This is a genomic window from Bradyrhizobium cytisi, assembly GCF_008123515.1.
GTDB lineage: Bacteria > Pseudomonadota > Alphaproteobacteria > Rhizobiales > Xanthobacteraceae > Bradyrhizobium > Bradyrhizobium cytisi.
In genome coordinates, this window is sequence record NZ_VSSR01000024.1 from 14,173 (window position 1) to 38,099 (window position 23,927).

Consider the following 23,927-nt stretch of genomic DNA (forward strand, 5'->3'; position numbering starts at 1 on the left):
AGAATCAATCTTTTGGAATGCCCGGGAATTTTCGATGTTCATGCTCAAGTCGATTGCGGCCCGCCTGATCCTCACCATCGCGCTCACCGTTGCGGTGGCCTGCGCCATCCTCTCCGGTTTCTCGATCACCCAGCAGCGGGCGCTGACACGGCTGGCGCTCGATCAGCAGCTCAAGCTGCAATATGAGAGCGTCATCGCAGCCATCGACTATGAGGGACGTTCGGCACTCGCCGTCTCCGCCGTGATCGCGGCGCTGCCGCCGGTCGGCGACGCCATCGCCAAGGGTGACCGCGACGCGCTCGCCAATCTGCTCGGCGACGCCAACAAGGCGCTGAAGGCGCAGGGCATCCCGCTGATCACCTTCCAGCTGCCGCCGGCGCTCTCGTTCTATCGCGTTCACGCGCCCAAGACCTTCGGCGACGACGTCTCCGGGCGCCGTGCCACCGTGGTTGAGGCGCTCAAGACCGGCCGCCAGATCGTCGGCGTCGAGCCCGGCCGCGAGGCGCTCGGCATCTTCGGCATGACGCCGATCGTGCGCGACGGCAAGACCCTCGCCAATGTCGACGTCGGCGCCGCCTTCGGCAAGGAATTCGTCGACCGCGCCAAGAAGCGGTTTGGCATCGACCTCGCGGTCTATTCCGTCGACGGTTCGTCGCTGAACAAGCTGTCGTCGACCTTCGGCGAGAACGCCGTCGCCAAGCCGGACGAGCTGAGAGCCGTGATCAACGGCCCGCCGCTGCTGCGCGAGGCCGAGCTCGACGGCCACCCGGCCGAGGTCTATGCCGGGTCGATCAGGAACTACGCAGGCCAGCCGGTCGGCGTGCTTGAGATCATCAAGGACACGAGCGAATACGAGGCCGCTTTCGCCGCCTCCGAACGCAATCTGATCCTCGGCACGGTCGCGATCCTCGCCGCCGCTATCCTGCTGGCGTTCCTGCTCGGGCGCGGATTGTCGCGTCCGCTCACCGCGATCACGGCGGTGATGAACCGGCTGTCGAGCGGCGACACCAGCGTCACGATTCCCGGCAGCGAGCGGGCGGACGAGCTCGGCACCATGGCCAAGGCGGTCGAATTGTTCCGCCAGAGCATGCTCGAAGCGGGCTCGCTGCGCGAGGCGCAGGAGGCCGACAAGGCCAAGGCGGAGATCGAGAAGCAGGCGCTGCAGCGCCGGATGGCTGATCGGTTCGAGGCCGACGTCAAGGGCGTGGTGTCCGCCGTCGCCGAGGCCACCGAAGGCATGCAGCATGTCGCCGGCGAAATCACCTCCAGCGTGACCGGCACCTCGCAGCGTGCTTCGGCCGCTGCGACCGCGTCGGAAGAAGCCTCGACCAGCGTCAATGCCGTGGCGGCCGCGACCGAGGAGCTCGCCTCCTCCGTCACCGAGATCGGCCGCCAGGTCACCCATTCCAGCCAGGTTGCGGGCAACGCGGTGGTCAAGGCCGCCGAGACGACCGAGATGGTCACGAGCCTTGCGGCCTCCGCCGAGCGGATCGGCGACGTGCTGCGCCTGATCAGCGCGATCGCGAGCCAGACCAATCTGCTCGCCCTCAATGCCACGATCGAGGCGGCGCGCGCGGGCGAAGCCGGCCGCGGCTTTGCCGTGGTCGCGTCCGAGGTGAAGGAGCTGGCAAGCCAGACCGCGAAGGCGACCGACGAGATTGCGAGCCAGGTTTCCGCGATCCAGGCGGCCACCGGCAATTGCGTCACCTCGATCTCCGACATCAGCAACACCATCCGCGAGATCAGCGGCATCGCCACGACGATCGCCGCAGCCGTCGAGGAGCAGGGCTCGGCGACGCGCGAGATCGCCCGCAGCGTGCAGCAGGCCTCCACCGGCACCACCGAAGTCTCGGCCAACGTCGCCGGCGCGAGCCAGGCCGCCGACCAGTCGCGTGCGCTCGCCGGCAACGTCATGGTTGCGTCCGGAGAACTCGGCCAGCATGCGACCGCGCTGATGAAGAGCGTGGATACGTTCCTGGCGGGACTGCGCAGCGCCGCCTGACGCGGCGCTCCCGCAAATCAAAGGCGTTCCGGCAGGACGCCTCAGCGGCACTGCGTCGATTTTGATGCGTCGGGGCTGAAGCAGCCGTGACGGGCAAGCCCGGTCCAAATCAGGCCTTGCGTGCGCCGAACAGGCGACCTCGCCAGCCCATGCCGATGACGACGGCGATCATCGCGAGCCACGCCGCGGCGGCGGCGAAGTCGACGATACGGTCGCCTCCCGAGCAAATGCCGTGATTGATGCCGGCGCGGGACAAGATACCGCCCTGGAGCAGGGCGGCGAGCACTCCGAAGTAGAGCAAGACGCCGAGCGCGAGATAGACCACTGTCACAAGCGCGCGCCGCCGCCACGAGGGCATCGCCGGATCGTCCGCGCTACGCTCGGTCACGAATTGCCCCGGATTGGCCTTGGCAGCATCGCGGATCTGCACGGTCGAGTGAGTCAGGAGATCATGAACCGCCTGATTGCGGCGGGTGGCCAGCATGGTCAGGAACGAGTACCAGCCGAGCAGGCTCTTGATGGCGAAGCGGGCGAGCGCCTTTGCAAAGCTCAAATTGCCACCGCGATCGTCGACGACGCGCAGATTGGTCCAGGCATGCCCGAACGTGCCGCCGGTGCGCCAGACCAGCACCGGCTCGTAGAGCAGCAGGATCACGACGACTGCGACGCCCAGGATCCGGGCCAGGGTGTCGCTCTGCGCGTTGCTCGCCACCGCCAAGGCTCCGAACAGCAGGGCCATCGCGAGCATCCAGTCGAGCAGGATGGCCTTCAGCCGCCGCGAGAACCGCGCATAGCGCAGCCCGGGTGTCAGGGTTGGAGCGTCAGAGGCCATGGGCGCCGCATCCGTTCATCCGATCTACCTAAGAGACGCCGGCAAGCGGCTCGAGGTTCGACTATATCAGACAGCAGGATCACGCCACCAGCGCGGCGTCTTCGTCGTCCCCGTCAATCCCACGCTGCGCCGTCAGCAGGCTGATGATCTCGACATTGGGGCGGGCCTTGCTGAACAGATAGCCCTGGCCTTCGTCGCACCCTTCGGCGCGGAGGCAGCTCAGCTCGGCCTCGGTCTCGACGCCTTCGGCGGTGATGATGACGCCGAGGCCTTTGCCGAGGCTGACGATGGAGCGGATGATCGCCTGCGCCTCGCGGTTGGCGCCGAGATCGCGGACGAAAGACTGGTCGATCTTGATCTTGTCGAACGGGAAGCTTCTGAGATAGCTGAGGCTGGAATAGCCGGTGCCGAAATCGTCCATCGAGATGCGGACGCCGAGTGAGCGTAGCGCATGCAATGTCGCCAGCACCTGCGCGCTCTTCTCCAGCAGCAGCGTCTCGGTGATCTCGAGCTCGAGCCGCCGCGACGGCAGGCCGGAATGTTTCAGCGCGTCCGTGACCATCGAGAGCAGATTGCCGCTGCGGAACTGGAGCGGCGACAGGTTGACGGCAACGCGGACGTCGTCGGGCCAGGTCGCAGCATCCAGGCAGGCGCGGCGCAGCATCAGTCCGCCGAGCGGATTGATCAGACCGGTTTCCTCGGCGACCGGAATGAACTCGGCCGGCGAGACCATGCCGCGCTCCGGATGCGGCCAGCGCACCAGCGCCTCGAAGCCGGTGATGCGGCCGCTCGAGAGGTCGACCAGCGGCTGGTAATAGGGACGCAGCACGTCGTTCTGGATCGCGTCGCGCAGCTCGACCTCGATCTTGCGGCGGCTCTGCGCTTTCGCGTCGAGCGCGGCCTCGAAGAAGGCGAAGGTGCCGCGCGCATCGGATTTGGCGCGCGACAGCGCCATGTCGGCGCTCTTGAGCAGCTTTTCGGACTCGTCGCCGTCGGCCGGCGCCGTCGCAATGCCGATCGAGGCGCCGATCACCACGGAATGGCCGTCGAGCAGATAGGGATCGGCGATGGCCTCCAGCAGGCGTTTTGCCAACCCCACCGCATCTTCCGGTCGGGCCAATCCGCCCTGCACGATCGCGAACTCGTCGGAATTGAGCCGCGCCAGTGCATCCTCTTCGCGCAGCGTCGAGCGCAGGCGCTTGGCGACGCCGCGCAACAGCTTGTCGCCGACCGCGTGACCCAGCGTGTCGTTGACGGCCTTGAAGTTGTCGAGCCCGAGCATCAGCACCGCGACCTTCTCGGGGCTGCGCCGCGAATGCTGCAGCATCTCGTCCATGGTCTGGCGCAAGCGATTGCGGTTGGGCAGGCCGGTCAGCCCGTCATGCTGGGCCATGAAGGCAAGCCGCGCCTCGGCGCGCTTGCGTTCGGTAATGTCCATCAGCGCGAGCAGCACCGCGGGCCGCTCGTCATAGGTTCGTTCGCGGGAATAGATCGCAAGATCGATCAGCGCGCCGTCGGCCTTGACGTGCTTCCAGGTCCGCGCGGCCTGCTCCTCGCTGGACCGGTCGGTGGCCCAGGGCGGCTCGCGATCGAAAGCCTGCAGGGAGTGGATCTTCAGCTTCTCGAATTCGACGCGGCTATAGCCGTAATGCGCGACCGCGGCGTCGTTGACGCCGAGGATGCGCTCGTCATCCAGCGCGCAGACGATCATGGGGACGGGATTGCCGTCGAACAGCAAGCGGAACGAGGCCTCGCGCTGCTTCAATTCGGTGATGTCTACGCGCAGGCCGACCACGCCGCCGTCATCGGTGCGGCGCTCCTCGATCAGGATGACGCGGCCGTCGGACAACGTCTGCTCGTGGCGCTTGCCGGGCTCGTAGAGCTTCTTCAGCCGCTCCGCGATCCATTCGTCCTCGTGACCGGCCGCTTCCGGATAGTCGCCGCGGGCAACGCCGATGCGCAGCGTGTCTTCGAGCCGCGCGCCTTCCTGAAACAGGTCAGCGGTCTTGCTGTAGATCTCCGCGTACTGCTTGTTCCAGAGGACGTAGCGGCCTTCCGGATCGAGGATCACAATGCCTTGCGGCAGCATGTCGACGGCCTGACGCAGCCGCTCATGCGATTTGCGCGCCTCGGCGATGGCCGCTTCGGCTTCCCCACGGCTCTGCACGAGTGCGTCGTGTGCAACGGGCGGATGCGACGCGCGCGCGAATCGCGGCTTGCGCGGCCGTCGGCCGCCCCGGGCAAGCACGTTGCACTTTCGCTTTCCTGTTTTCTTGGACCCCAAACTCAACTTCACACGCCCTAGCCGCACCCAGCGGACGCAAGTCTTGGGGCAAGTCTATGAAAAGAAGGTAATCCTGGCCGACGCCGTCACGGCAGTGCCGACCGGGCGCCGGGCCGGTTTGCCTGTTTGCGAGGCGCGACTGGCGTCCACGGGCGCGTCGAGCCTGCTCCCGCGTCGCGATCGGCGGGAGAGGAGATGCAAAAACGCGCAATCTCCTTGAATCAGTTCCGGACCGCTGGCCGCTTGCATGCAGGAGCCAGGCGCCTCTCGTTCCGCGCACGAATATTGGTCAATGCAGGATACGGTTATCGAGCCGTTAAAAATCGAGGCTAGGCGGCCACGTCGAAAGCCTAATTCTTAACCCAGACGCGGCGTTCGGCTATAAGAGGATCAGCATGAGTCCCCGCCGCATCGCCCCTCTCCTGCTTATGATGACGCTCCTGGCCGCCGGCTCAGCGCTGGCCCAGGACAAGGGCAGCGTGAACCCGAAGCCGCTGCCGCCGCTCGCCAATCCGAACGATCCCAAGATCGGCGCCAGGGAGCTGTTCGCGCGCAAGCTGCTGCCCTCGACGGGGGCGGCACATGTCATCGGCTCCTATGTGAAGGGCTGCATCGGCGGCGCCCAGCAGATGCCGCTCAACGGCGACGATTGGCAGGTGATGCGGCTGTCGCGCAACCGCAATTACGGTCACCCCGACATGATCGCGCTGATCAAGCGCTTGGCTGCCAAAGCGCACAAGGACGCGGGCTGGCCGGGCATTTTGGTCGGCGACATCGGTCAGCCGCGCGGCGGGCCGGCGCTATCAGGCCATGCCAGCCATCAGATCGGGTTAGACGCCGACATCTGGCTGACGCCGATGCCGGACCACCGGCTCTCGCGCGAGGAGCGCGAGGAGATGTCGGCGGTGATGATGGTGCGCGAGGACCGGCTCGACATCGACCCGAAGGTGTTCACGCCGAGCCATGTGCTGATGCTGCGCGACGCCGCGCAGGAGCCGGCGGTGCAGCGCATCTTCGTCAATCCCGCGATCAAGAAGGCACTGTGCCGCGAAGCCAAGGGCGATCGTTCCTGGTTGTCGAAGATCCGGCCGTGGTGGGGCCACGACTATCATTTCCACATCCGCATGCGCTGCCCAGCGGGCGCGAGCGAATGTCAGGGCCAGCCGTCGCAATCCGAGGACGAAGGCTGCAAGCCCTCCGATCTGGCCTATTGGTTCAGCGAAGGCGTGCTGCACCCGAAGCCGCCGCCGGAGCCGCCGAAGCCGAAGCCGCCGATGACGCTGGCCCAGATGCCGGCGGCCTGCAAAGCCGTGCTGCGCGCAGCCGATGCGAAGCGGTAGGGCGCGCGTCGGGCAAGCTGCCGCCCTGCCCACCACTGTCGTCCCGGACAAGCGCAAGCGCAGATCCGGGACCCAGAACCACAGGGAGCGGTTGTGGCGCGAGCTGATAACTCCGAGTCTTCGCCAAACACAACCCTGTGGTTATGGATCCCGGATCTGCGCTTCGCTCCGCTGCGCTTGTCCGGAATGACGAACAGGTGGTTGGTTCGTGCCACCCAAATGCGCTAGGATCGCCATGCCGCGCGGCCGTAAGCCCGCGGCATTCCGGGATGCGCATCCCTTTCGCCAACGAAACCTGACCGCACGCCCCGCGTCCTTGCGTGGCCAACGATGAGATTTGACATGCGCGTCCTCGCCCTCCTCGCCGTGCTTTCACTCGGCGCGACCTCCGCTCTCGCCGCCGAGGAGCCCAGCGGCTGCGACAAGTTCAAATGGCCGATCGAGCGCGACCGCGCCGCGCTGACGGCGCCGGACCGCGCCAGGCTCGCATCGGGCAGCGAACAGGCCGCGGTCCCCTCGTCGGCGATCACGCTGGGCCTGGTCGCGCCTCAGGAGGCAAAACTGCCCTCGCCGCCGGAGCGAGCGCCGAAGGACGGCACCTTTGCCGGCTTCACTGGCATCAAGGCGGCGAAGGCCGGGCTCTATACGATCAGCCTGTCCAGCGGGGCCTGGGTCGACGTGGTCCAGGACGGGCATCTCCTCAAGCCCATAGCCTTCAGCGGCGCCACCGATTGCGACGGCATCCGCAAGACCATGAAATACGAGCTCTCGGACAAGCCGTTCGTGCTGCAGATCAGCGGCGCCAAGGACAATTCGCTCTCGATTTCGATCCTGCCGGCGCAATAGGCCGTTTGGTTAGACGCCTTTGACCTGAGGGCGCAGCCTGCTATCTTCGAGAGCTGCGATATCCCTGCCGGCCGTAAGCCGTCGCAAGGTCCCGTGGAACAGCGCTTCCGCCCGTCGCGATCTGACCCAACCAACGCCAGATTTGCGCGTGCATTTGCGCGCGCGATCTCGCACGGAGCGCCATCCATGTATCGCATTGCCGGACTTTTCACCGCCTTCGTCATGCTCGCGGGCGCGAGCCTTTCGCCGGCCGCCGCCGAGGACAAGACCATCACGGTCTTCGCCGCGGCGTCGATGAAGAACGCGCTCGACGAGATCGATGCCGCCTACACCGCCAAGACCGGCGTCAAGTTCAGCGTCAGCTATGCCGCAAGCTCGGTGCTCGCCAAGCAGATCGAGCAGGGCGCGCCGGCCGACGTGTTCGTCTCCGCCGACACCGACTGGATGGACTACGCTACAGCCAAGAAGACCATCAACGAGCCGACCCGCGTCAACCTGCTCGGCAACAGCATCGTGCTGATCGCGCCGAAGGACTCAGAGATCAACAACGTCACCATCGCCCAAGGTTTCAACCTCGCAAAGCTCGCCGGCGACGGCAGGATCGCGACCGGCGACGTCAAGTCGGTGCCCGTTGGCAAATACGCCAAGGCCGCGCTGGAGAAGCTCGGCGCCTGGCAGGCGGCGGAGGCGAAATTCGCGATGGCCGAGAGCGTGCGCGCCGCGCTGACGCTGGTGGCGCGTGGTGAAGCCAATCTCGGCATCGTCTATTCAACCGACGCCAAGGTCGAGCCCGGCGTCAAGATCGTCGGCACCTTCCCCGCGGATTCGCATCCCGCGATCATCTATCCGGTGGCGGCGACCACGACCGCGAAGCCCGAGACCAACGACTATCTCGCCTTCCTGCGCACCTCAGCCGCCAAGACGATTCTGGAGAAATACGGCTTCAGGTTCCTGATCTCTCCCACGACTTAGGTTTTGCGACGTGATGATCACGACTTGATGCTCGATATCTCTCCCGCCGAATGGACGGCGATCCTGCTCTCGCTCAGGGTCGCCGTCATCGCAACGCTGGTGGCGACGCCGTTCGGCATTGCGCTGGCCTGGCTGCTCGCCCGCAGGGATTTTTGGGGCAAATCGGTGCTCGATGCGCTGGTGCATCTGCCGCTGGTGCTGCCGCCCGTCGTCACCGGCTATCTCCTGCTTCTGACCTTCGGCCGCCGCGGCCTGGTCGGCGCCTTCCTCGCCGATCATCTCGGCGTCGTCTTCGCCTTCCGCTGGACTGGAGCTGCGCTCGCCTGCGGCGTGATGTCGTTTCCACTGCTGGTGCGCCCGATGCGGCTGTCGATCGAGGCGATCGATCGCAAGCTCGAGCAGGCGGCCGAGACGCTCGGCGCCGCGCCCTTCAAGGTGTTCTTCACGGTGACGTTGCCGTTGGCGCTGCCCGGCGTGCTCGCCGGCATGGTGCTGGGCTTTGCGAAGGCGATCGGCGAGTTCGGCGCCACCATCACCTTCGTCTCCAACATTCCCGGCGAGACCCAGACGATTTCGTCCGCGATCTATTCGCTGATCCAGACGCCGGACGGCGACGCCGCCGCAGGCCGGCTCGTCATCATCTCGGTCGTGATTGCGCTTGGCGCGCTCATCGCGGCCGAATGGTTCGCCCGCCGCGCCACCGCGCGGCTGCACGGGAACTGACCATGCTGCACGTCGATGTCGAAAAACAGCTTGGTGAGTTTTCGCTGCACGCATCTTTCGCAAGCGAAGGCCGCGTCACCGGCCTGTTCGGCGCATCCGGCGCCGGCAAGAGCTCGCTGATCAACATGATCGCCGGCCTGCTGCGGCCCGACCGAGGTACCATCGTCATCGACGGCGAGACCGTCGATGACACCGCCGCCGGCATCCATGTGCCGACTTATCGCCGCCGCATCGGCTATGTGTTCCAGGATGCGCGGCTGTTTCCGCATCTCAACGTCGCGCAAAATCTCGACTATGGACGGCGGATGAACGGTCTCGCGCCCGATCCGGCGCAGCGCACGCGCGTCGTCGAGCTGCTCGACATCGGCGCGTTGCTCGACCGCCGTCCGGGAAAGCTCTCCGGCGGCGAACGCCAACGCGTCGCGCTCGGCCGCGCGCTCTTGTCAAAGCCGCGCCTGCTGCTGCTCGACGAACCGCTCGGCGCGCTCGACGAGGCCCGCAAGCTCGAGATTTTGCCTTATCTGGTGCGGCTGCGGGACGAGGCCAATGTTCCCATGGTCTATGTCAGCCACGACGTCGCCGAGCTGCGTCAACTTGCGACCCAGATCGTGATGCTCAGGCAGGGACGCGTGACCTCGTTCGGCGGGGTGAAGGTGCTGACGTAAGGCGCGGCGGATCGCGGTTGAGGACGACCCGCCTCGCGCATCACTTACCAGCCGCGATCGACGTTGCGCACGTCGCCGGTTCGGGCGTCGACATCGACCTCCATCCAGCGGCCGCTGCTGTCGCGGCCCTCGATCTGCCATTCGTCGCCGAGGAACTGGGTATGCGAAATCGTCATGACGCCGATGTCGGTCGCGACGTCGAGCGCGGCCTGCATCGAGATCTGATCGCCCGTGTCGTAGGCCATCGCCGGCGCCGCCGCTCCCAAACCGATCGCGACAATGGCGGGCAGGATGAGTTTGCGCATGGGTTGCTCCTGTCAGATGCATTGACCGTTACGTGGCTAGAACGGACTACGCAGCAGAGCGTTCCGGAACCGGAAGTCACGAAGCCGCGCAAATCTTCCATGGTTGCCGCGATTTCGTGGCGGTTCCGTGCGAACCGGGTCCTGCATCGGCTCGCCGTCGCAGGGCATGGCGCTTCAACAAACACCGTCATTGCGAGCGCAGCGAAGCAATCCAGAATCTTTCCGCGGTGGCAGTCTGGATTGCTTCGCTGCGCTCGCAATGACGGAGTGTGTAGTTGGTTCCGTCCTGCAAAACTCAAGGCGGACTGCGTGAGAATTAAACCCCCGCCACCGAGGTCCACAGCTCCGCGAGCTTGCGGCGCAGCGCCTGGCTGCGCGTCAGCGGCGCCGGCGTCTCGTCTTCTTCCGGCAGGCGAAGGCCGACGACGTTGACGCGGCCGCCGGAGATGCTGCGCGCCACGAGCACGATCTCACCCAGCGCCAGTTCGGCGCCTTCCTTCGGCGCGCGATCGAGATGGACGTCGAAATAGTCGGCCAGCGTCAGCTTGCTCTCGTCGTCACTCGCCTTGACGCCGTAGATCTCGGCGAGCTCGGCGAGCGTGTGCTCGCCGGAGACCATGAAGTCGCCGAGCAGATGCGGATCGGGCTCCGAGCTCGGCTGCATGTCGACGAAGAAACGGTCGAGGGCTTCGGCCTTTTCCGGCGGCGCCAGCAGATAGATGTAATCGCCGGGCGCAATCGGCTCGGCCTCCGTCGGCGTCAAGATGCTCTCCTTGCGGATCACCAGGGTCGGCTTGGACCAGGACGGGATCAGGCCGCGGCGGAAATACAGGCTCTTGGGCCGCACCGGATAGCCGACCAGCTGCTGCTCGAGCTGGCCGGGCAGATCCAGTTCGACACGGCGCGGGCCGCGCTCGGCGCGCGGCAGCGCCACATGCAGCTTTCGCGCGGCAGGTGCGAGCGTCCAGCCTTGCAGCAGCAGCGAGATGATCACGACGACGAAGGCGACGTCGAAATAGAGATAGGCCTTTGACAGGCCGACCAGCATCGGGATCGACGCCAGGAAGATCGCCACCGCGCCGCGCAAGCCGGTCCAGGCGATGAATATCTTTTCGCGCCAGTTGAAGCGGAATGGGGCGAGACACACGAACACGGCGATCGGCCGCGCCACCAGCATCAGGACGAACGAGACGCCGATCGCCGGCAGCACGCTGGAGCCCAGCCGGCTCGGCGAGACCAGCAGGCCGAGCAGCACGAACATCACGATCTGCGCCAGCCAGGTTGCGGCATCGAGAAACGCTACGACCGAATTATGCGCGCGCGTCGGCCGGTTGCCGATGATGATGCCGGCGAGATAGACGGCGAGGAAGCCCGAGGCATGCATGATCTGCGAGCCGCCGAAGATCACGAGCGCGGCCGTGGTGACGAAGGGCGCGTGCAGGCCCTGCGGCAGCGCGACCTTGTTGAGCCCGATGACGACGAAACGTCCGCCGAGGAAACCGACGACGGCACCCAGCACCGCCTCTTGCAGGAACTCCATCACCACATGGCCGGGCGAGCTCGAGCCCAGCGAGATGTATTCGACCAGCATCAAGGTGAGGAAGATGGCGAAGGGATCGTTGGTGCCGGATTCCGCTTCAAGCGTCGCACCGACGCGCGGGCGCAGGCGCAGGCCCTGGGTGTGCACCAGCAGGAACACCGCGGCCGCGTCGGTCGAGGCCACCACCGCGCCGACCAGCAGCGACTCCGTCCAGTTGAGGTCGAGCGCGTATTTCGCGAACGGCGCCGTGATCAGCGCGGTCAGGAGCACGCCGACGGTCGCGAGCATCACCGAGGGCGCGAGCACGGTGCGGATGCTGGCAAAGCGCGTCTTCAGGCCGCCGTCGAACAGGATCAGGGCCAGCGCCACCGAGCCGACCAGATAGGTCGTGCCGACGTCGTTGAACTGGAGCTGGCCGGGGCCTGAATCACCCGCCAGCATGCCGATCGCGAGGAAGACCAGCAGCAGCGGCGCACCGAAGCGCAGCGCGAGCAGGCTCGACAGGATACCGGCCATCACCAAGACGGCGCCGAGCAGAATGGCGATGCTGAAAGAGTCGAGGGAGGCCATGCGGTGCTGCGGTTACTCCGGGAGATCGACGAGTTCAGTCAGGGGGCCACCGGCCGGGCACTCCCTCGCCCCGCTTGCGGGGAGAGGGTGGGGTGAGGGGGAGCCTCTGCAGGGCCGGTGATAGTGGGACTCGCGGAGAGTCCCCCTCACCCGAAATTCAAGCAGCGCTTGAATTTCGACCTCTCCCCGCAAGCGGGGCGAGGTGAAGTGTGCCGGGACCGACAGATTTGCCCATCTCAAAAACATGTGCTCATGCATCCTTATCGTCGCCGCACCGGCGCGCCAACCCATTTTCTCCCGCTCGCGGCAATCTGCCCGTATTTTGCGGCCTTAACGCGCTTCATTTAGCGGTGTATCGATGGCCCGGCCGCAGCCATTATGGGATTCTGCGGCACTTTCGAATCAAACCGCCGCCCACTTCCCGAAGAGACCTGCCCGATGGACCTCAAAGACTTCATGGAGTTCGTGCAGACCACCGCGCGCAGCGTCGGGGCGGAAATCGCCTCGCCATGGTTCTACCTGCAATTCGGGCTCATTCTGGTGGCGGCCGGGATCGCCTATGCGGCGGAAGCCGCCATTCGCATCCGGGTCGACATGACCTCGCTGGCGATGCGCTGGCCGCTGCCGCTGCGCCACTTCGCCCGCGTGATGGTCTCGAGCGCCTCGACGGCAATGTTCACCCTGCTCGTGATCATCTCGCGCGTGGTGATGTATCACGCGACCTGGCCGAGCCGCAGCTATCTCTTGATGGTCGCCGCCAAGCTGGGGCTCGCCTGGCTCGCGATCCGGCTGCTCACCTCGGTGCTGCGCAACGCCTTCTTCGTCAAGCTGGTGTCGGTTGCGGCGTGGTTCGTCGCCGCGCTGTCGATCCTCGGGCAGCTCGACACCACGGTCGATCTGCTCGACTCCTATGCGATCGTGCTCGGCGGATTGCGGCTGACGCCACTTCTGGTGCTCAAGGCCGGCGCGCTGTTGATCCTCGCGCTCTGGCTCACCAACATCGCCAGCAATTTCGCCGAGAGCAAGATCAACTCGGCGACGGACCTGACACCGTCGGTGCAAGTGCTGCTGGTCAAGATCATCCGCATCGGGCTGCTCGCAATCGCAATCGTGCTCGCGCTCGGCACGGTCGGCATCGACCTCTCCGCGCTTGCGCTGTTCTCCGGCGCGGTCGGCGTCGGCATCGGTATCGGCCTGCAGAAGATCGTCGCCAACTTCATCTCCGGCATCATCCTGCTCGCCGACAAATCGGTGAAGCCGGGCGACCTCGTCACCATCGGCGACAACACCGGGCGCATCAGCGCGATGAAGACGCGCTATATTTCCGTGGCCGCCGGCGACGGCCGCGAATTCCTGGTGCCGAACGAGGATCTGGTGACGCAGAAGGTCGTCAACTGGACCTATACCGACAAGAACACGCTGGTGAAGATCACCTTCGGCACCAATTACGACGCCGATCCCAGGCTCGTCTGCAAGCTCGCAATCGAGACCGCGGCCGCCCACCCGCGCGCGCAGAAGGCCAAGCCGCCGAACTGCATCCTGACCGAATTCGCCGAAGCCGGCATGAAGTTCTCGCTCACCCTCTGGCTTGCGGACCCCGACGGCATGGACAACGTCAAGAGCGACGTGATGCTGGCGCTGTGGGACGTCTTCAAGCGCGAGGGCATCCGGGTTCCCTACCCGGTCCGCGAAATCCGCATCCGCGGCGGCGCGCTGCCGGTCGAAACCACCGTAGAAGTCCCGAATTGAGCCTGCTTTCGGGCGCATGGCAGGCTCTCGTCTTGATTTGACGCGTTTTCTTGACGCGAACCGGCACCCACTTCGCTCGAAAGCGCTCTTGCCAAGCTTGCGCGAAGGCCCGCAATCATTAGATTGGGCCTGAAATCAAGCCTTTCCGCCCGTATCGGGCCCGAGCCAGAAGAACCAGACCCGCATGAGCTACGTCGAAGCCACCGATACCTCCCTGCGCAAGACCGGACAGATCAAGCTGCATGGGCCGGCCGCCTTTGCCGGCATGCGCAAGGCGGGTGCCCTGGTGGCGAAGTGCCTCGACGAGCTCACCGACGTCGTCGGCCCCGGCGTTCCGACCGATCGCATCGACGAATTCGTCCGCGAGTTCGCCTTCAGCCATGGCGCCTATCCCGCGACGCTGATGTATCGCGGCTACCGCTACTCGACCTGCACCTCGCTCAACCACGTGGTCTGCCACGGCATGCCCGGCGACCGTCCGCTGAAGGAAGGCGACATCGTCAACATCGACGTTACCTTCATCGTCGACGGCTGGTACGGCGATTCCAGCCGGATGTATGCGGTCGGCCCGATCGCGCGCAAGGCCGAGCGGCTGATCGAGGTGACCTATGAAGCGATGATGCGCGGCATCGCCGCGGTGAAGCCCGGCGCCACCACCGGCGACATCGGCCACGCCATCCAGAGCTTCGTCGAGCCGCAAGGCATGAGCGTGGTGCGCGATTTCTGCGGCCATGGCCTGGGGCGCATGTTCCACGACGAGCCGAACATCATCCATATCGGCCGGCCCGGCGAAGGCGTGCAGCTCAAGCCCGGCATGTTCTTCACCATCGAGCCGATGATCAATCTCGGCAAGCCGCATGTGAAGATCCTGTCCGACGGCTGGACCGCAGTCACCCGCGACCGCTCGCTGTCGGCGCAGTTCGAGCATTCGGTCGGTGTCACCGCCACCGGCGTCGAGATCTTTACGCTGTCGGAGCGGCACGGCGAGAAGCAGATCGGGTGATTGCAGATCGTCTCGGTTATCGCCGGCGCCGGAAGGACGACGGCGGCCGCTTGTAGGTCGCGGCAAAGGCGTCGTTGAAGCGGCGAACGCTGCCGAAGCCAGCGGCGAAAGCGATCTCCGCCAAGGTCATGTCAGTCCGGTCGATCAGGCGCTTGGCTTCCTGCACGCGCCGGGTCGCCGCGATGTCGCTGGGGCTCGCGCCGGCATGGCGCAGGAACAGACGAAGCAGATGGCGCGGCCCGACGCCAAGAGCCTCGGCGAGCGCCGTCATGGTGGCGCGATCGAGAAAGCCGTCGTCAATCAGCCGCATCCCGCGGGCGACGGTGGTCGCCGTCCCCAGCCAGGCCGGAGAACCGGGCGCGGTTTCGGGCCGGCAGCGCAGGCATGGGCGAAAGCCGGCCCGCTCGGCGGCGGCAGCCGTCGCATAGAAGGTGACGTTCTCGGAGCGTGCGGGGCGAACCGGACAGACCGGCCGGCAATAGATGCGCGTCGAGCGAACGCCGGAGAAGAACAGGCCGTCGAACGCGCGGGCCCGTGCCAGTCGTGCGCGGTCGCAGGTCTCCCAGTCGAGATGCGGTGGCAGGGTTTGCCGTTGCGCCGGACCCGTCGTCATGCCGCGACATTAGTTTCGATGCGGGCGGCCGAGTAGCTGAAATCGGACTCGATCGGACAATGAGGTCCGAATTCGGCCAGCCCGCGCGGCCGCTTCCTGATCATGCTGCCGGCAAATCGCGGAGCACCGCATGAGCACGCAGGCCGAACAGGCAACATCAGAACAAGCCACCCTCGCCTCCGAGATCGCCCTGTTGCTGCTGCTTTCGTTGATCTGGGGCAGCTCGTTCACGCTGATCAAGGTGGCGATCCCGTCGATTCCGCCGTTCACGATGGTCGCGGCGCGCGTGACCCTCGCGGCAGGTCTTCTCCTTCTCATTGCGACGGCGCAGGGACACGCTCTCCCTCGCCAGGGATCGGTCTGGGCTGCCTTTCTCGTGCAAGGGGTGCTGCAAAGCGCGCTGCCATTCACCCTGATCAGTTGGGGCGAGGCGCATATCACAAGCGGCCTCGCCGGCGTGCTCAATGCGACACCACCGATGTTCGTGCTTGCGATTGCCTTGATGACGGGGCGCGGACGACAGGCGACCAGCGGCCGGACAATCATCGGCGTCGGTCTCGGCCTCGCCGGCGTCGCCGTGACCGTGGGGATCGACGCGCTGTCGGGGATCGGCACGGCCGCGCCGCTGGCGCAGGCGGCCGTGCTCGGCGCGAGCCTTTGCTACGCGCTCGCGCCGCTATGGGGGCAGCGGTTCAAGAAGCTTCCTGCGATCGTCACGGCGGCGGGCGCCATGAGCTGCGCCGCAATCCTGATGCTGCCCGCGGCCGCGATCCTAGAGCGGCCCTGGATGCTGGCTCCGCCGCCGGCGCAGGCGATCGCGGCTGTCGTCGCGCTCGCCATGATCTGCACGGCGCTCGCGATGGTGATCTATTTCCGGCTGATCCGCACCATCGGCCCGCTCGGCACCACCAGCGGGGGCTATCTGCGGGCGGGATTCGCGGTGATGCTCGGCACAACCCTGCTCGGCGAGAGCTTTGCCTGGTCAATTCTGGCCGGAATGGCGCTCATTCTTACCGGGGTGATCACGGTCACGCTGCCGCCGCCGGCGCGACACGATCAGAAAACCGCCGGGCTGATTGTCGTCACCTTCAAAGCCTGATCTTGCCATCCTGTTTGTCGATGACGATCTCATAGGCTGAACGGCGCGTCCTGCGGGCGGCAGCAAGACTGTCCGCGGGACACCATGACACTTCATGGTTGCAAAACGCGCCGGGTGCGGCATGGTTGTGCGCGATGCCCGCCAAAACCAAGGCCGACGACAGCAACCCCGAGGACGCGCCGCATTATCTCGGCCATCGCGAACGGCTGCGCGAGCGCTTCTACAGCGCCGGGGCCGACGCGCTCAGCGACTACGAGCTATTGGAGATGGCGCTGTTTCCGGCGCTGCCGCGGCGCGACACAAAACCTCTGGCGAAAACACTGATCAAGATCTTCGGCTCGTTCGCCGAGGTCGTCCATGCGCCGGTGGCGCGCCTGCGCGAGATCGACGGCGTCGGCGAAGCGGCCATCAACCAGCTCAAGCTGATTGCGGCGGCCGCGCACCGCGTCGCCAAGGGCGAGGTCAACAGCCGCAATGCGCTGTCGTCCTGGAACGAGGTGATCGCCTATTGCCGCACCAGCATGGCCTTCGCCGACAAGGAGCAGTTTCGGCTGCTCTTCCTCGACAAGCGCAACCAGCTCATCGCCGACGAGGTGCAGCAGACCGGCACCGTCGACCACACGCCGGTCTATCCGCGCGAGGTGATCAAGCGCGCGCTGGAGCTGTCGGCAACCGCGCTGATTCTGGTGCATAATCACCCCTCGGGCGATCCCTCGCCCTCGCAGGCCGATATCCAGATGACCAAGGCGATCATCGAGATCGCCAAGCCGCTCGGGATTGCCGTGCATGATCACATCATCGTCGGCAAGAACGGGCATGCCAGCCTGCGGGGGATGCGGCTGATCTGACGAGCTTCCGGGCAAATGATGAGATGACATGAGCGATTGGCTGCATAATTTGCCGGTGCCCGCGATGGCGCTGGTGATCTTCGGTTTCACCTATCTTCTGGCCGCGACGGTGTTCGCCGCGATCGCGCTGGTCGCGACAGAGGAACGCGCGAAAGCGCTGAAGGCGATCTCGCCGGGCATGCTGCCGGTGCTCGGCATCATCTTCGGCCTGTTCGTCGCCTTCACTGCGGCGCAGGTCTGGGGCGACAGCGACCGCGCTGGCACGGCGGTGAGCCGCGAGGCCAGCGCGCTTCGCAGCGCCGTTCTGCTCGCGGCCGGACTGCCGGCGGAGCAGGAAGCCAAGCTGCGTGGGCTGGTGCGTGACTATGTCAGTCAAGCCGTCACGGTGGAATGGCCCGAGATGGCGCATCAGGAGGCTTCCCTGAAGGCGACGCCGCCGGCGCTCGCCGAGGCCTTGCAGCTGGTCGTCGCGACGACGCCGCAGGGTCGCGGGCAGGAGACCGCGCAGCGCGAGATCGTCGCCGCGCTGGAGCAGGCGCTGGATGCGCGGCGGCAGCGGATCATCGTCAGCCTGGCCTCGGTCAACTCGGTGAAATGGTGGTGCCTGTATCTCCAGGCCTTGTGCGAGCTGCTGGTGATCGGCTTCGTTCATTGCGACAACCGCCTGGGATCGGCGATCGCGATTGCGCTGTTCGCGACCGGCGTCGCCACCTCGGTGCTCCTGATCGTGGCGCATGATCGTCCGTTCACGGGCCAGATATCGATATCACCGGAGCCGCTGCGCCAGATCATGCCGGAGGCCTCCGCCAAGCCCTGAGGCGCGATGTCAGTCGAAGGCGGCGAGCAGCGACTTCAACGCGGGCAGATGCTCGGGTATCTGTTTCCTGAGCTCGCGTTCACAAATGGCGTCAAAGCGCTGCGATCCAACATCGAGCCGCATGTCCAATTCGCCATTGTAGTAGAGCGGGCAGTGCTTGCCGCCGCCGGCCTTCCGTTTGTGCGTGCCGCGGTCTGCCAGGATACCCGTCAGCCCCTGCACGATTGCGTTTGCGATCATATGGTCGGCCGCAGGTCCCTGCGTCGGCTTGTCCTCGTAGACGGTGCCGAAGATGATGATGTTTTCCTGGCCGGGATCTGACCACCAGCACATATAGCCGGTGTGCGTATCGCCGCCTTCCTGATACATGATCGGCTTGTCGATGATGCAGAACAGAAAATCGACGCCGAATTCCTGGCGCTTGTTGTTGAACCCGCTTGCGGCGAGATTGGCGTTGAGTTGCAGGCCCTCTCCCTCCACGCGCTGCCAGGCTCCGAGCGGAACGGACATGTCGACAACCTCGAAGCCGAACTCGCCCTGGGCGACGTTCAAGCGCTGGACCGTGCGCTCGAGCTCCGGAAAGACATGGTTGACGTCCCACACGGCGACACGGAACTTGTGCAGCATGGTGGCGCGTCTCGCCGTGGTCGAGACCAGCGGTGTCAGCAATGCTTCCTTTGGCAGTGTGCGCCGCTCGCAAATGCGGCCCTCGGGATCGCGGGCGTAGACAACCGGAACGGCCCAGTCGATCGTGTCGTGGCTGGTCGCGTAGTTGACCGCGATCCGCGCTTCCCGTGCCGCGCTTCCGTAGGAGTCTCCCTGCGCCAGCGACCAGTAGAAATGCTGTGAGAATTCGGTTGCGGCCTCGTCGCGGACACTGAACTGGTTCGCAACAACGGCCGGAACGCCGTTCGCCACCAGCGCCGGCGCGATGCCGCGATTGAAGTCCGCCTTGCGCTGTTTCGTACCCCTCGCCTCGCCGCGTCCGGTTTCGCACGCGTTGAGGAAGATGAGCTGGATTCCACGCTTGCAGAGGATCTCGCAAATATTTCGCGCGCTGACCTCGCACACGGCGCCCTTGTCATCCTCAAAAACAAGGAAGCCCTGTCCGGTCTCGGTGTCGAAGGTGCCATGGCCGATGAAGTGCACGACGTCGTAGGGTGTCGCCGAGATCCACCGATGCAGCCGCGTCGGCGTCGTCGCACGCAGCACGTCGACCTTGACCAGGCCGGCATCGATGAGCGGCTGGAAGCTGCGCATGATAACGGCTTCTTCCTGCTCCGTAGAGAGCTTCGCGGTCCCGATCGGCTGTGCAACGGCCACCAGAATCCGCAACGGCCCCGACTTGGGCTTCGCAACCTCCACCGGCATCGCCGTCAGCGCATTGCGGACGAAATGCAGCTCCTGGGTCGCGAGGAACGTCTTGCGGTCCGGGTCGAACGCGAACTCCCAGGGCTTGTCGGCGATCCACGGAATCATCGACGTGAAGATCACGTTCAGATGGCCGTTGCGCTCCTCGCGCGATCGCGCCACGTCGTAGAGGCGACGCACCTCCCGCGGAAACAACGTGTCGAACAGCAGCGTCCCGTATTTGATGAGCTCTTCGTCGGTCGGCGCGTCGAAGCCGAGCTTGCCGTCGACGTAATTCTTCATGCGCTCATGCATGGCGATGATGTCATGCCACCTCTGCCCCGCTTCGCCGCCCCTGGCCGTAAAGGGCTCCACGATGCGTGCACCGCCATAGGTTGCCAACAGCTGGTACGGCTGCGGCGTCACGACACCACCTTTCTGCCCATCCCCGCCTGGCCGGGCAGGTCCGCCATCCTGCGCGAGGGGCCTGGGATCAATCAGCGTGAGCTGGAATGCATCGCTGAAGATCGAGAAATCTGACGGGCCCGGAAGCGGCGCCGGCACCACCGTCGCCGGCGGGGGCGCCGGCAGTTGTGCGGCCTGAGGCCGCAGCAACGCGGCCGGCCTTTCGACGAGGCTGCGCCGGCCTCGGCTGTCGGGGAGCGTCACCGAGGGATCGATCTCCGGCAATCCGTGTGGAGCTCCCGCCAGCGCCTGAAGCAGGAAGCTGGCGGTCTCGGCGCGGGCGAAGAAGTTCAGATGATGCACCGGCGGCAGATTCGAGGGAAAGTTTCCGCCCGCGCCGAAGCAGCCGATCCGGTCTCCGGGGACCGACCCGTCGGTGCGATCAATCAGCCATCCACCGGCGCTCGGCACGACGAGGTCATTGGCGCCGGCGAAGAACGTGTCGACGCCGACGTCGACCATTCGCTCGAGGATATTGCCGGACGGGGTGAAGTTCGAGACCAGCGCGGCGTAAGCCGCAGCAGGCGGCGCGGGGGGCCCCTGCAAATCGGCCACCATCTCGCCACCCGCGTCCATGGCCGCGATGCCCGGCAAGGCACCACCCGCGCGCTGCGCAAGCCAGACCAGCGCGTCGGCAACGAATCCGGCGCCGAAGGTGAACGGATTCTCGGGAAACAGTTCGAGCAGATTGGCCAGCCAGCCTACGGTGGCTTCCCACCGTGCCGGCGTTGCCAGCGGCGTGCCATCATTGGGCGAGGCGACCAGCGCGGCGCGATTCAGCTTGAACCGGCTTGCCGTCGGCCCGAGCGCGTTCGCGCGTTCCACCAGATTGCGCAGCACGAGACCGCCGCGCGAATAGGTGATGACGTCGAATTCGGTCTCCTGATCGGGCAAGCCGGCGAGCAGGTCTTTCGCATTCTCTTCCGGCGTCTTGCTGACGCTGAAATGATCGAACGCATATATTCGATCGCCATACGCCGCCTGCAGCGGCGTGAAGAATTGCGGTGTGGCGAGCTCTTTGAACGACGAGGTGGTGTGTGAGAACGTCCCATGAAGGAACAGCAGTGCGCGTCCAGCCTGACCGCCGGCCGGCGCACCCGGCCGCAACGTGCCCGACGCCAGCGAATTCTGGTCGAGAGTGAACCATCCTTCGGAGAGACCCGCCCTCCTCCATAGCGCCGCCTCGACCGTGGCGGCCAGCGAGGGCAACAACGCATCGGCGATCTTGCCAGCCACTTTCAGGACGACCGCTTTGATGGCCGAGCTCACGATGCCGCGCCGCTTGGCCGCGATCGAGGCACCTCGCAGCGGGACGCGAAAGCGGAAGCTGGCCAACGCAGCCGATCGCCCTCTGCGCGCTCCGATTTCGATCTCGGGCGCATGGAACGTGAGCGCGCCGGAGGCGTGCCTGATCGCCAGCAGGTAGGATTCGTTCGCCGACGGGACCACCGACATGTCGACCATCGGCACGCCGGCCGCCCGACGCGTGGTCGTCGGGGCGAGCTCCATGGTGCGATCGATCGTCACCTGCGGCGCAATGAACTCGGCCGGGATCACCGGAACGGTGATCGCCGCTGTCGCGGCCGCGCGCCGGCCGCCTCGGCGGACAGCCGCCGTGCCCTCGGAGACGACGGTCCATTCGCTGGCATTGTTCAGAGTAATCGATCGCGCCATGGAGACCCGCCTTTTCGGCAAATGCGGTCGGGGCGAACCGGCCTGGCGACAAGTGCCAGCCCGGGGCGAAAAAAATTGGTCAGCTCAATATGCTACCTTTAGTTTAGCGCGAGATGCGCGCTACGTAAAGGAGATGCGCGGTTTCGCCGCGTGAAGCCTGCCCTTGCCCTGTCACTTGCCCTGCCCCGAGCTACGCCGGCGCGCCAGCGGGACGCGCTAGACGCGCGCCAGCGTGCAGTTCAGCATCCATTGCACACCGAAGCGATCGGTGAGCTTGCCGTAATAGTCGCCCCAGGGCTGGATCCCGAGCGGCGTGGTGATCGTGCCGCCTTCGGCAAGGCGGGCGAACAGGTCCGTCGTTTCCTGCGCGTCGTCCATCATCAGGTGGTGCGCCGAGCCGCGCATCGGCTCCGCATCGTCGTTGTCGGATGCATAGAATTGGATACCTGGTCCTTCGAACCTTGCATGCAGGATCTTTCCCTGCATCGGTCCGGCTGCGCCGTGACGCATGACCTCGGTCACCTTGCCGAGGCCACAGGCGGCGTAGAAAGCGAGCGCCGCCTCGCAATGCGTCGTGAAGAAGAGATAGTTCGACATCTGCATCCGCGGGTCTCCTCTCAGGTCTCGGAACAGGCCTTGAGTGCAGCCGCGCGACACGCGGACGCGATCGCAGCGCTGACATCCTTGTCGGCGACGGCCCGTGCCATCGTGACACCGCCGGACAGGATCGAGAGCAACGCCCAGGCACGCGCGCGTCTGTCCTTGGGCGAGCGGCCCGGCAAACCGCCCGCAACGGCGTTCACGACGCCCTCGATCTCGGCCTCGAACACGGTCTTGATTGCAGCATCGGCGCGCTGCACCTCCGAGGTCAGGCTCTGCAAGGCGCAGCTCGAACCGAGCTCGCAGACCCGCTTTTGCCCGAGATAGAAATCGACGAATGCCGCGACCCATTTGGCGCCGTGCTCGGCACGCAGGCTTTCGACGCCTTGGCGCAGCTCCTGCAGGCCCGCCACCAGCGCGGCCTTGAATGCCTCACCCTTGGACGAGAAGTGCCCGTAGAACGCGCCGGAGGTGACCTCGGCCTCCTTGGCGAGGCCGTCGACACCGATGCCGCCATAGCCATGGCGGCGAAAGCCGCGGCCGGCGGCCGCGACCATGCGCGCGCGAGCTTCTTCCTTGTGTCCGGACTTGTATCGCACCACCGCACCTCTAGATATAACGATCGCTATTTTAATATTGACGGCATCGCCCTCTCCGTGCGAATGCAGTCACGGTCGTTATATAACGATCGCAATATTATTGCAAGCCGCGATCGCATCCGGCGCTCGCGACGCTCGTATCATGAAGGGAGATCCAATCATGCCGATCACCGTCGTTGCCACGGATGGCATCTTCAGTGCAGCCGCCGAGCAGACCATGTTCGCCGAGCTGACCGCCTCATTTCTCAGGCATCACGATCTCGCGGGCAATGCGTTCATCACGCCGAACGTGATCGGCGAGATCAGCACCGTCCCGAAAGGCCGGTCCTTCGCCGGCGGGTCGTCAAACGACATCGTCGTGGTCGAATTGAAAGTCCCGTCTTTCGCGCTGGCGGCGCCTGCGCAAAAGGCGGGCTTCATCGAAGAGGCCACCGAGATCGTGTTCAACGCAGCGGAAGGCCGCCATCCGCGCGAGCGGATTTTCGTCAACATGGTCTATGCGGTGGACGGGCTGTGGGGCATCGGCGGCAGGGCCTACACCAATGCCGAGCTCGGCGATGCAGTCAGTCGGGCCAGCGCTGCCTAGGGACAGCAACCAGTCATGACAGCGCCGGCGCATGCGAGACGGCGCCGGCGCATCGTCTGTTCAGTAGCAGTATGTTCAGTAGCAGTATCTTGGATCGACCGGGACGTAGCGGCCGTCCGGGCGCTGCATGTAGCAGCCGCGCTGATAGGCGTAATAGCCGGACCGGCGACGCTCGCCTTCGGAGGCGATCGCAGCCCCCGTGCCGGCGCCGACGACGGCACCGATGGCGGCGCCGCGGCCACCGCCGATCGCTCCGCCCAGGATCGCTCCGCCCACGCCGCCAATGATGGCGCCACCGACAGCGTCCTGCGCCACCGCGTCATGGACCGGGACGGCCATCGCGACTGCGAAACACGCTGCAACTCCAAGACGTCGAAGCATCCCGAATCCTCCCATCTGATGCGCCACTCATAGCGTTTGGGACGATCCCGGGCCAGAATAATCG

21 protein-coding genes are annotated in these 23,927 nt (G+C 65.7%); 12 read left to right on the top strand and 9 right to left on the bottom strand.

Annotation, left to right across the window (positions count from 1 at the left end):
* The first annotated feature begins 34 nt into the window (after nucleotides 1–34).
* Nucleotides 35–2,002 carry a methyl-accepting chemotaxis protein gene (locus FXB38_RS16060; RefSeq protein WP_148751834.1) on the top strand — a complete coding sequence of 656 codons (1,968 nt, stop codon included), beginning with the start codon at nucleotides 35–37 and terminating at the stop codon, nucleotides 2,000–2,002.
* A 109-nt stretch (nucleotides 2,003–2,111) separates the two neighbouring features.
* Here FXB38_RS16060 and FXB38_RS16065 read toward each other — a convergent pair whose 3' ends face one another.
* Together FXB38_RS16065 and FXB38_RS16070 are read right to left on the bottom strand one after the other, a co-directional pair.
* On the bottom strand, nucleotides 2,112–2,834 hold the full coding sequence (locus tag FXB38_RS16065; RefSeq protein ID WP_148751835.1) for an RDD family protein: 723 nt from the start codon (nucleotides 2,832–2,834) through the stop codon (nucleotides 2,112–2,114).
* A gap of 79 nt (nucleotides 2,835–2,913) precedes the next feature.
* Nucleotides 2,914–5,082, bottom strand: a complete 2,169-nt coding sequence (locus tag FXB38_RS16070; protein WP_148751836.1) for a putative bifunctional diguanylate cyclase/phosphodiesterase — start codon at nucleotides 5,080–5,082, stop codon at nucleotides 2,914–2,916.
* Nucleotides 5,083–5,513: 431 nt separating this feature from the next.
* On the opposite strand from FXB38_RS16070, the gene mepA reads away from it, so the two are divergent.
* The 5 genes from mepA (at nucleotide 5,514) to modC (ending at nucleotide 9,664) form a co-directional block, all read left to right on the top strand.
* Entirely contained in the window at nucleotides 5,514–6,458 is a 945-nt protein-coding gene (gene mepA / locus FXB38_RS16075) for a penicillin-insensitive murein endopeptidase (RefSeq protein WP_148751837.1), read from the top strand.
* A gap of 342 nt (nucleotides 6,459–6,800) precedes the next feature.
* Complete coding sequence (locus FXB38_RS16080) at nucleotides 6,801–7,304, top strand: hypothetical protein (protein WP_187434915.1); 504 nt, start codon at nucleotides 6,801–6,803, stop codon at nucleotides 7,302–7,304.
* Between the two features lie 186 nt (nucleotides 7,305–7,490).
* Nucleotides 7,491–8,276 carry a molybdate ABC transporter substrate-binding protein gene (gene modA, locus FXB38_RS16085; RefSeq protein ID WP_148751839.1) on the top strand — a complete coding sequence of 262 codons (786 nt, stop codon included), beginning with the start codon at nucleotides 7,491–7,493 and terminating at the stop codon, nucleotides 8,274–8,276.
* A 27-nt stretch (nucleotides 8,277–8,303) separates the two neighbouring features.
* Nucleotides 8,304–8,999, top strand: coding sequence for a molybdate ABC transporter permease subunit (gene modB, locus FXB38_RS16090; protein WP_148751840.1), 696 nt, complete (start codon nucleotides 8,304–8,306; stop codon nucleotides 8,997–8,999).
* Between the two features lie 2 nt (nucleotides 9,000–9,001).
* Complete coding sequence (modC, locus tag FXB38_RS16095) at nucleotides 9,002–9,664, top strand: molybdenum ABC transporter ATP-binding protein (RefSeq protein WP_148751841.1); 663 nt, start codon at nucleotides 9,002–9,004, stop codon at nucleotides 9,662–9,664.
* Nucleotides 9,665–9,708: 44 nt separating this feature from the next.
* On the opposite strand, the gene FXB38_RS16100 is transcribed toward modC, so the two are convergent.
* Together FXB38_RS16100 and FXB38_RS16110 are read right to left on the bottom strand one after the other, a co-directional pair.
* Nucleotides 9,709–9,969, bottom strand: a complete 261-nt coding sequence (locus tag FXB38_RS16100; RefSeq protein WP_148751842.1) for a PepSY domain-containing protein — start codon at nucleotides 9,967–9,969, stop codon at nucleotides 9,709–9,711.
* A 316-nt stretch (nucleotides 9,970–10,285) separates the two neighbouring features.
* Nucleotides 10,286–12,079, bottom strand: coding sequence for a potassium/proton antiporter (locus tag FXB38_RS16110; RefSeq protein ID WP_148751844.1), 1,794 nt, complete (start codon nucleotides 12,077–12,079; stop codon nucleotides 10,286–10,288).
* 438 nt (nucleotides 12,080–12,517) lie between these two features.
* Between FXB38_RS16110 and FXB38_RS16120 the strand changes: the two genes are divergently transcribed.
* Both FXB38_RS16120 and map read left to right on the top strand, forming a co-directional pair.
* Nucleotides 12,518–13,828 carry a mechanosensitive ion channel family protein gene (locus FXB38_RS16120; protein WP_148751846.1) on the top strand — a complete coding sequence of 437 codons (1,311 nt, stop codon included), beginning with the start codon at nucleotides 12,518–12,520 and terminating at the stop codon, nucleotides 13,826–13,828.
* Nucleotides 13,829–14,012: 184 nt separating this feature from the next.
* On the top strand, nucleotides 14,013–14,831 hold the full coding sequence (gene map / locus FXB38_RS16125; RefSeq protein WP_148751847.1) for a type I methionyl aminopeptidase: 819 nt from the start codon (nucleotides 14,013–14,015) through the stop codon (nucleotides 14,829–14,831).
* 16 nt (nucleotides 14,832–14,847) lie between these two features.
* Here the strand turns inward: map and FXB38_RS16130 are convergent, their stop codons facing one another.
* Nucleotides 14,848–15,444 carry an Ada metal-binding domain-containing protein gene (locus tag FXB38_RS16130; RefSeq protein ID WP_148751848.1) on the bottom strand — a complete coding sequence of 199 codons (597 nt, stop codon included), beginning with the start codon at nucleotides 15,442–15,444 and terminating at the stop codon, nucleotides 14,848–14,850.
* A 130-nt stretch (nucleotides 15,445–15,574) separates the two neighbouring features.
* On the opposite strand from FXB38_RS16130, the gene FXB38_RS16135 reads away from it, so the two are divergent.
* From FXB38_RS16135 to FXB38_RS16145, 3 genes are all read left to right on the top strand, one after another.
* Nucleotides 15,575–16,543 carry a DMT family transporter gene (locus FXB38_RS16135; protein WP_148751849.1) on the top strand — a complete coding sequence of 323 codons (969 nt, stop codon included), beginning with the start codon at nucleotides 15,575–15,577 and terminating at the stop codon, nucleotides 16,541–16,543.
* Nucleotides 16,544–16,677: 134 nt separating this feature from the next.
* The gene (gene radC, locus FXB38_RS16140; protein WP_148751850.1) at nucleotides 16,678–17,391 is read left to right on the top strand and encodes a RadC family protein; all 714 of its coding nucleotides are present in this window, start codon (nucleotides 16,678–16,680) and stop codon (nucleotides 17,389–17,391) included.
* A 28-nt stretch (nucleotides 17,392–17,419) separates the two neighbouring features.
* On the top strand, nucleotides 17,420–18,208 hold the full coding sequence (locus FXB38_RS16145) for a bestrophin-like domain (RefSeq protein WP_148751851.1): 789 nt from the start codon (nucleotides 17,420–17,422) through the stop codon (nucleotides 18,206–18,208).
* Between the two features lie 9 nt (nucleotides 18,209–18,217).
* Here FXB38_RS16145 and FXB38_RS16150 read toward each other — a convergent pair whose 3' ends face one another.
* From FXB38_RS16150 to FXB38_RS16160, 3 genes are all read right to left on the bottom strand, one after another.
* Entirely contained in the window at nucleotides 18,218–21,697 is a 3,480-nt protein-coding gene (locus FXB38_RS16150) for a CHAT domain-containing protein (protein ID WP_148751852.1), read from the bottom strand.
* A 216-nt stretch (nucleotides 21,698–21,913) separates the two neighbouring features.
* A complete protein-coding gene (locus tag FXB38_RS16155; RefSeq protein ID WP_148751853.1) occupies nucleotides 21,914–22,300 on the bottom strand; it encodes a VOC family protein in 387 nt (128 codons plus the stop codon).
* Nucleotides 22,301–22,314: 14 nt separating this feature from the next.
* Nucleotides 22,315–22,896, bottom strand: coding sequence for a TetR/AcrR family transcriptional regulator (locus FXB38_RS16160; protein WP_148751854.1), 582 nt, complete (start codon nucleotides 22,894–22,896; stop codon nucleotides 22,315–22,317).
* Nucleotides 22,897–23,056: 160 nt separating this feature from the next.
* Here FXB38_RS16160 and FXB38_RS16165 point away from each other — a divergent pair, with 160 nt between their 5' ends.
* Nucleotides 23,057–23,482 (top strand): hypothetical protein, encoded by a 426-nt coding sequence (locus FXB38_RS16165; RefSeq protein WP_148751855.1) that lies wholly within the window; start codon nucleotides 23,057–23,059, stop codon nucleotides 23,480–23,482.
* Between the two features lie 75 nt (nucleotides 23,483–23,557).
* Here the strand turns inward: FXB38_RS16165 and FXB38_RS16170 are convergent, their stop codons facing one another.
* The gene (locus tag FXB38_RS16170; RefSeq protein WP_148751856.1) at nucleotides 23,558–23,863 is read right to left on the bottom strand and encodes a YMGG-like glycine zipper-containing protein; all 306 of its coding nucleotides are present in this window, start codon (nucleotides 23,861–23,863) and stop codon (nucleotides 23,558–23,560) included.
* Between the last annotated feature and the right edge of the window lie 64 nt (nucleotides 23,864–23,927).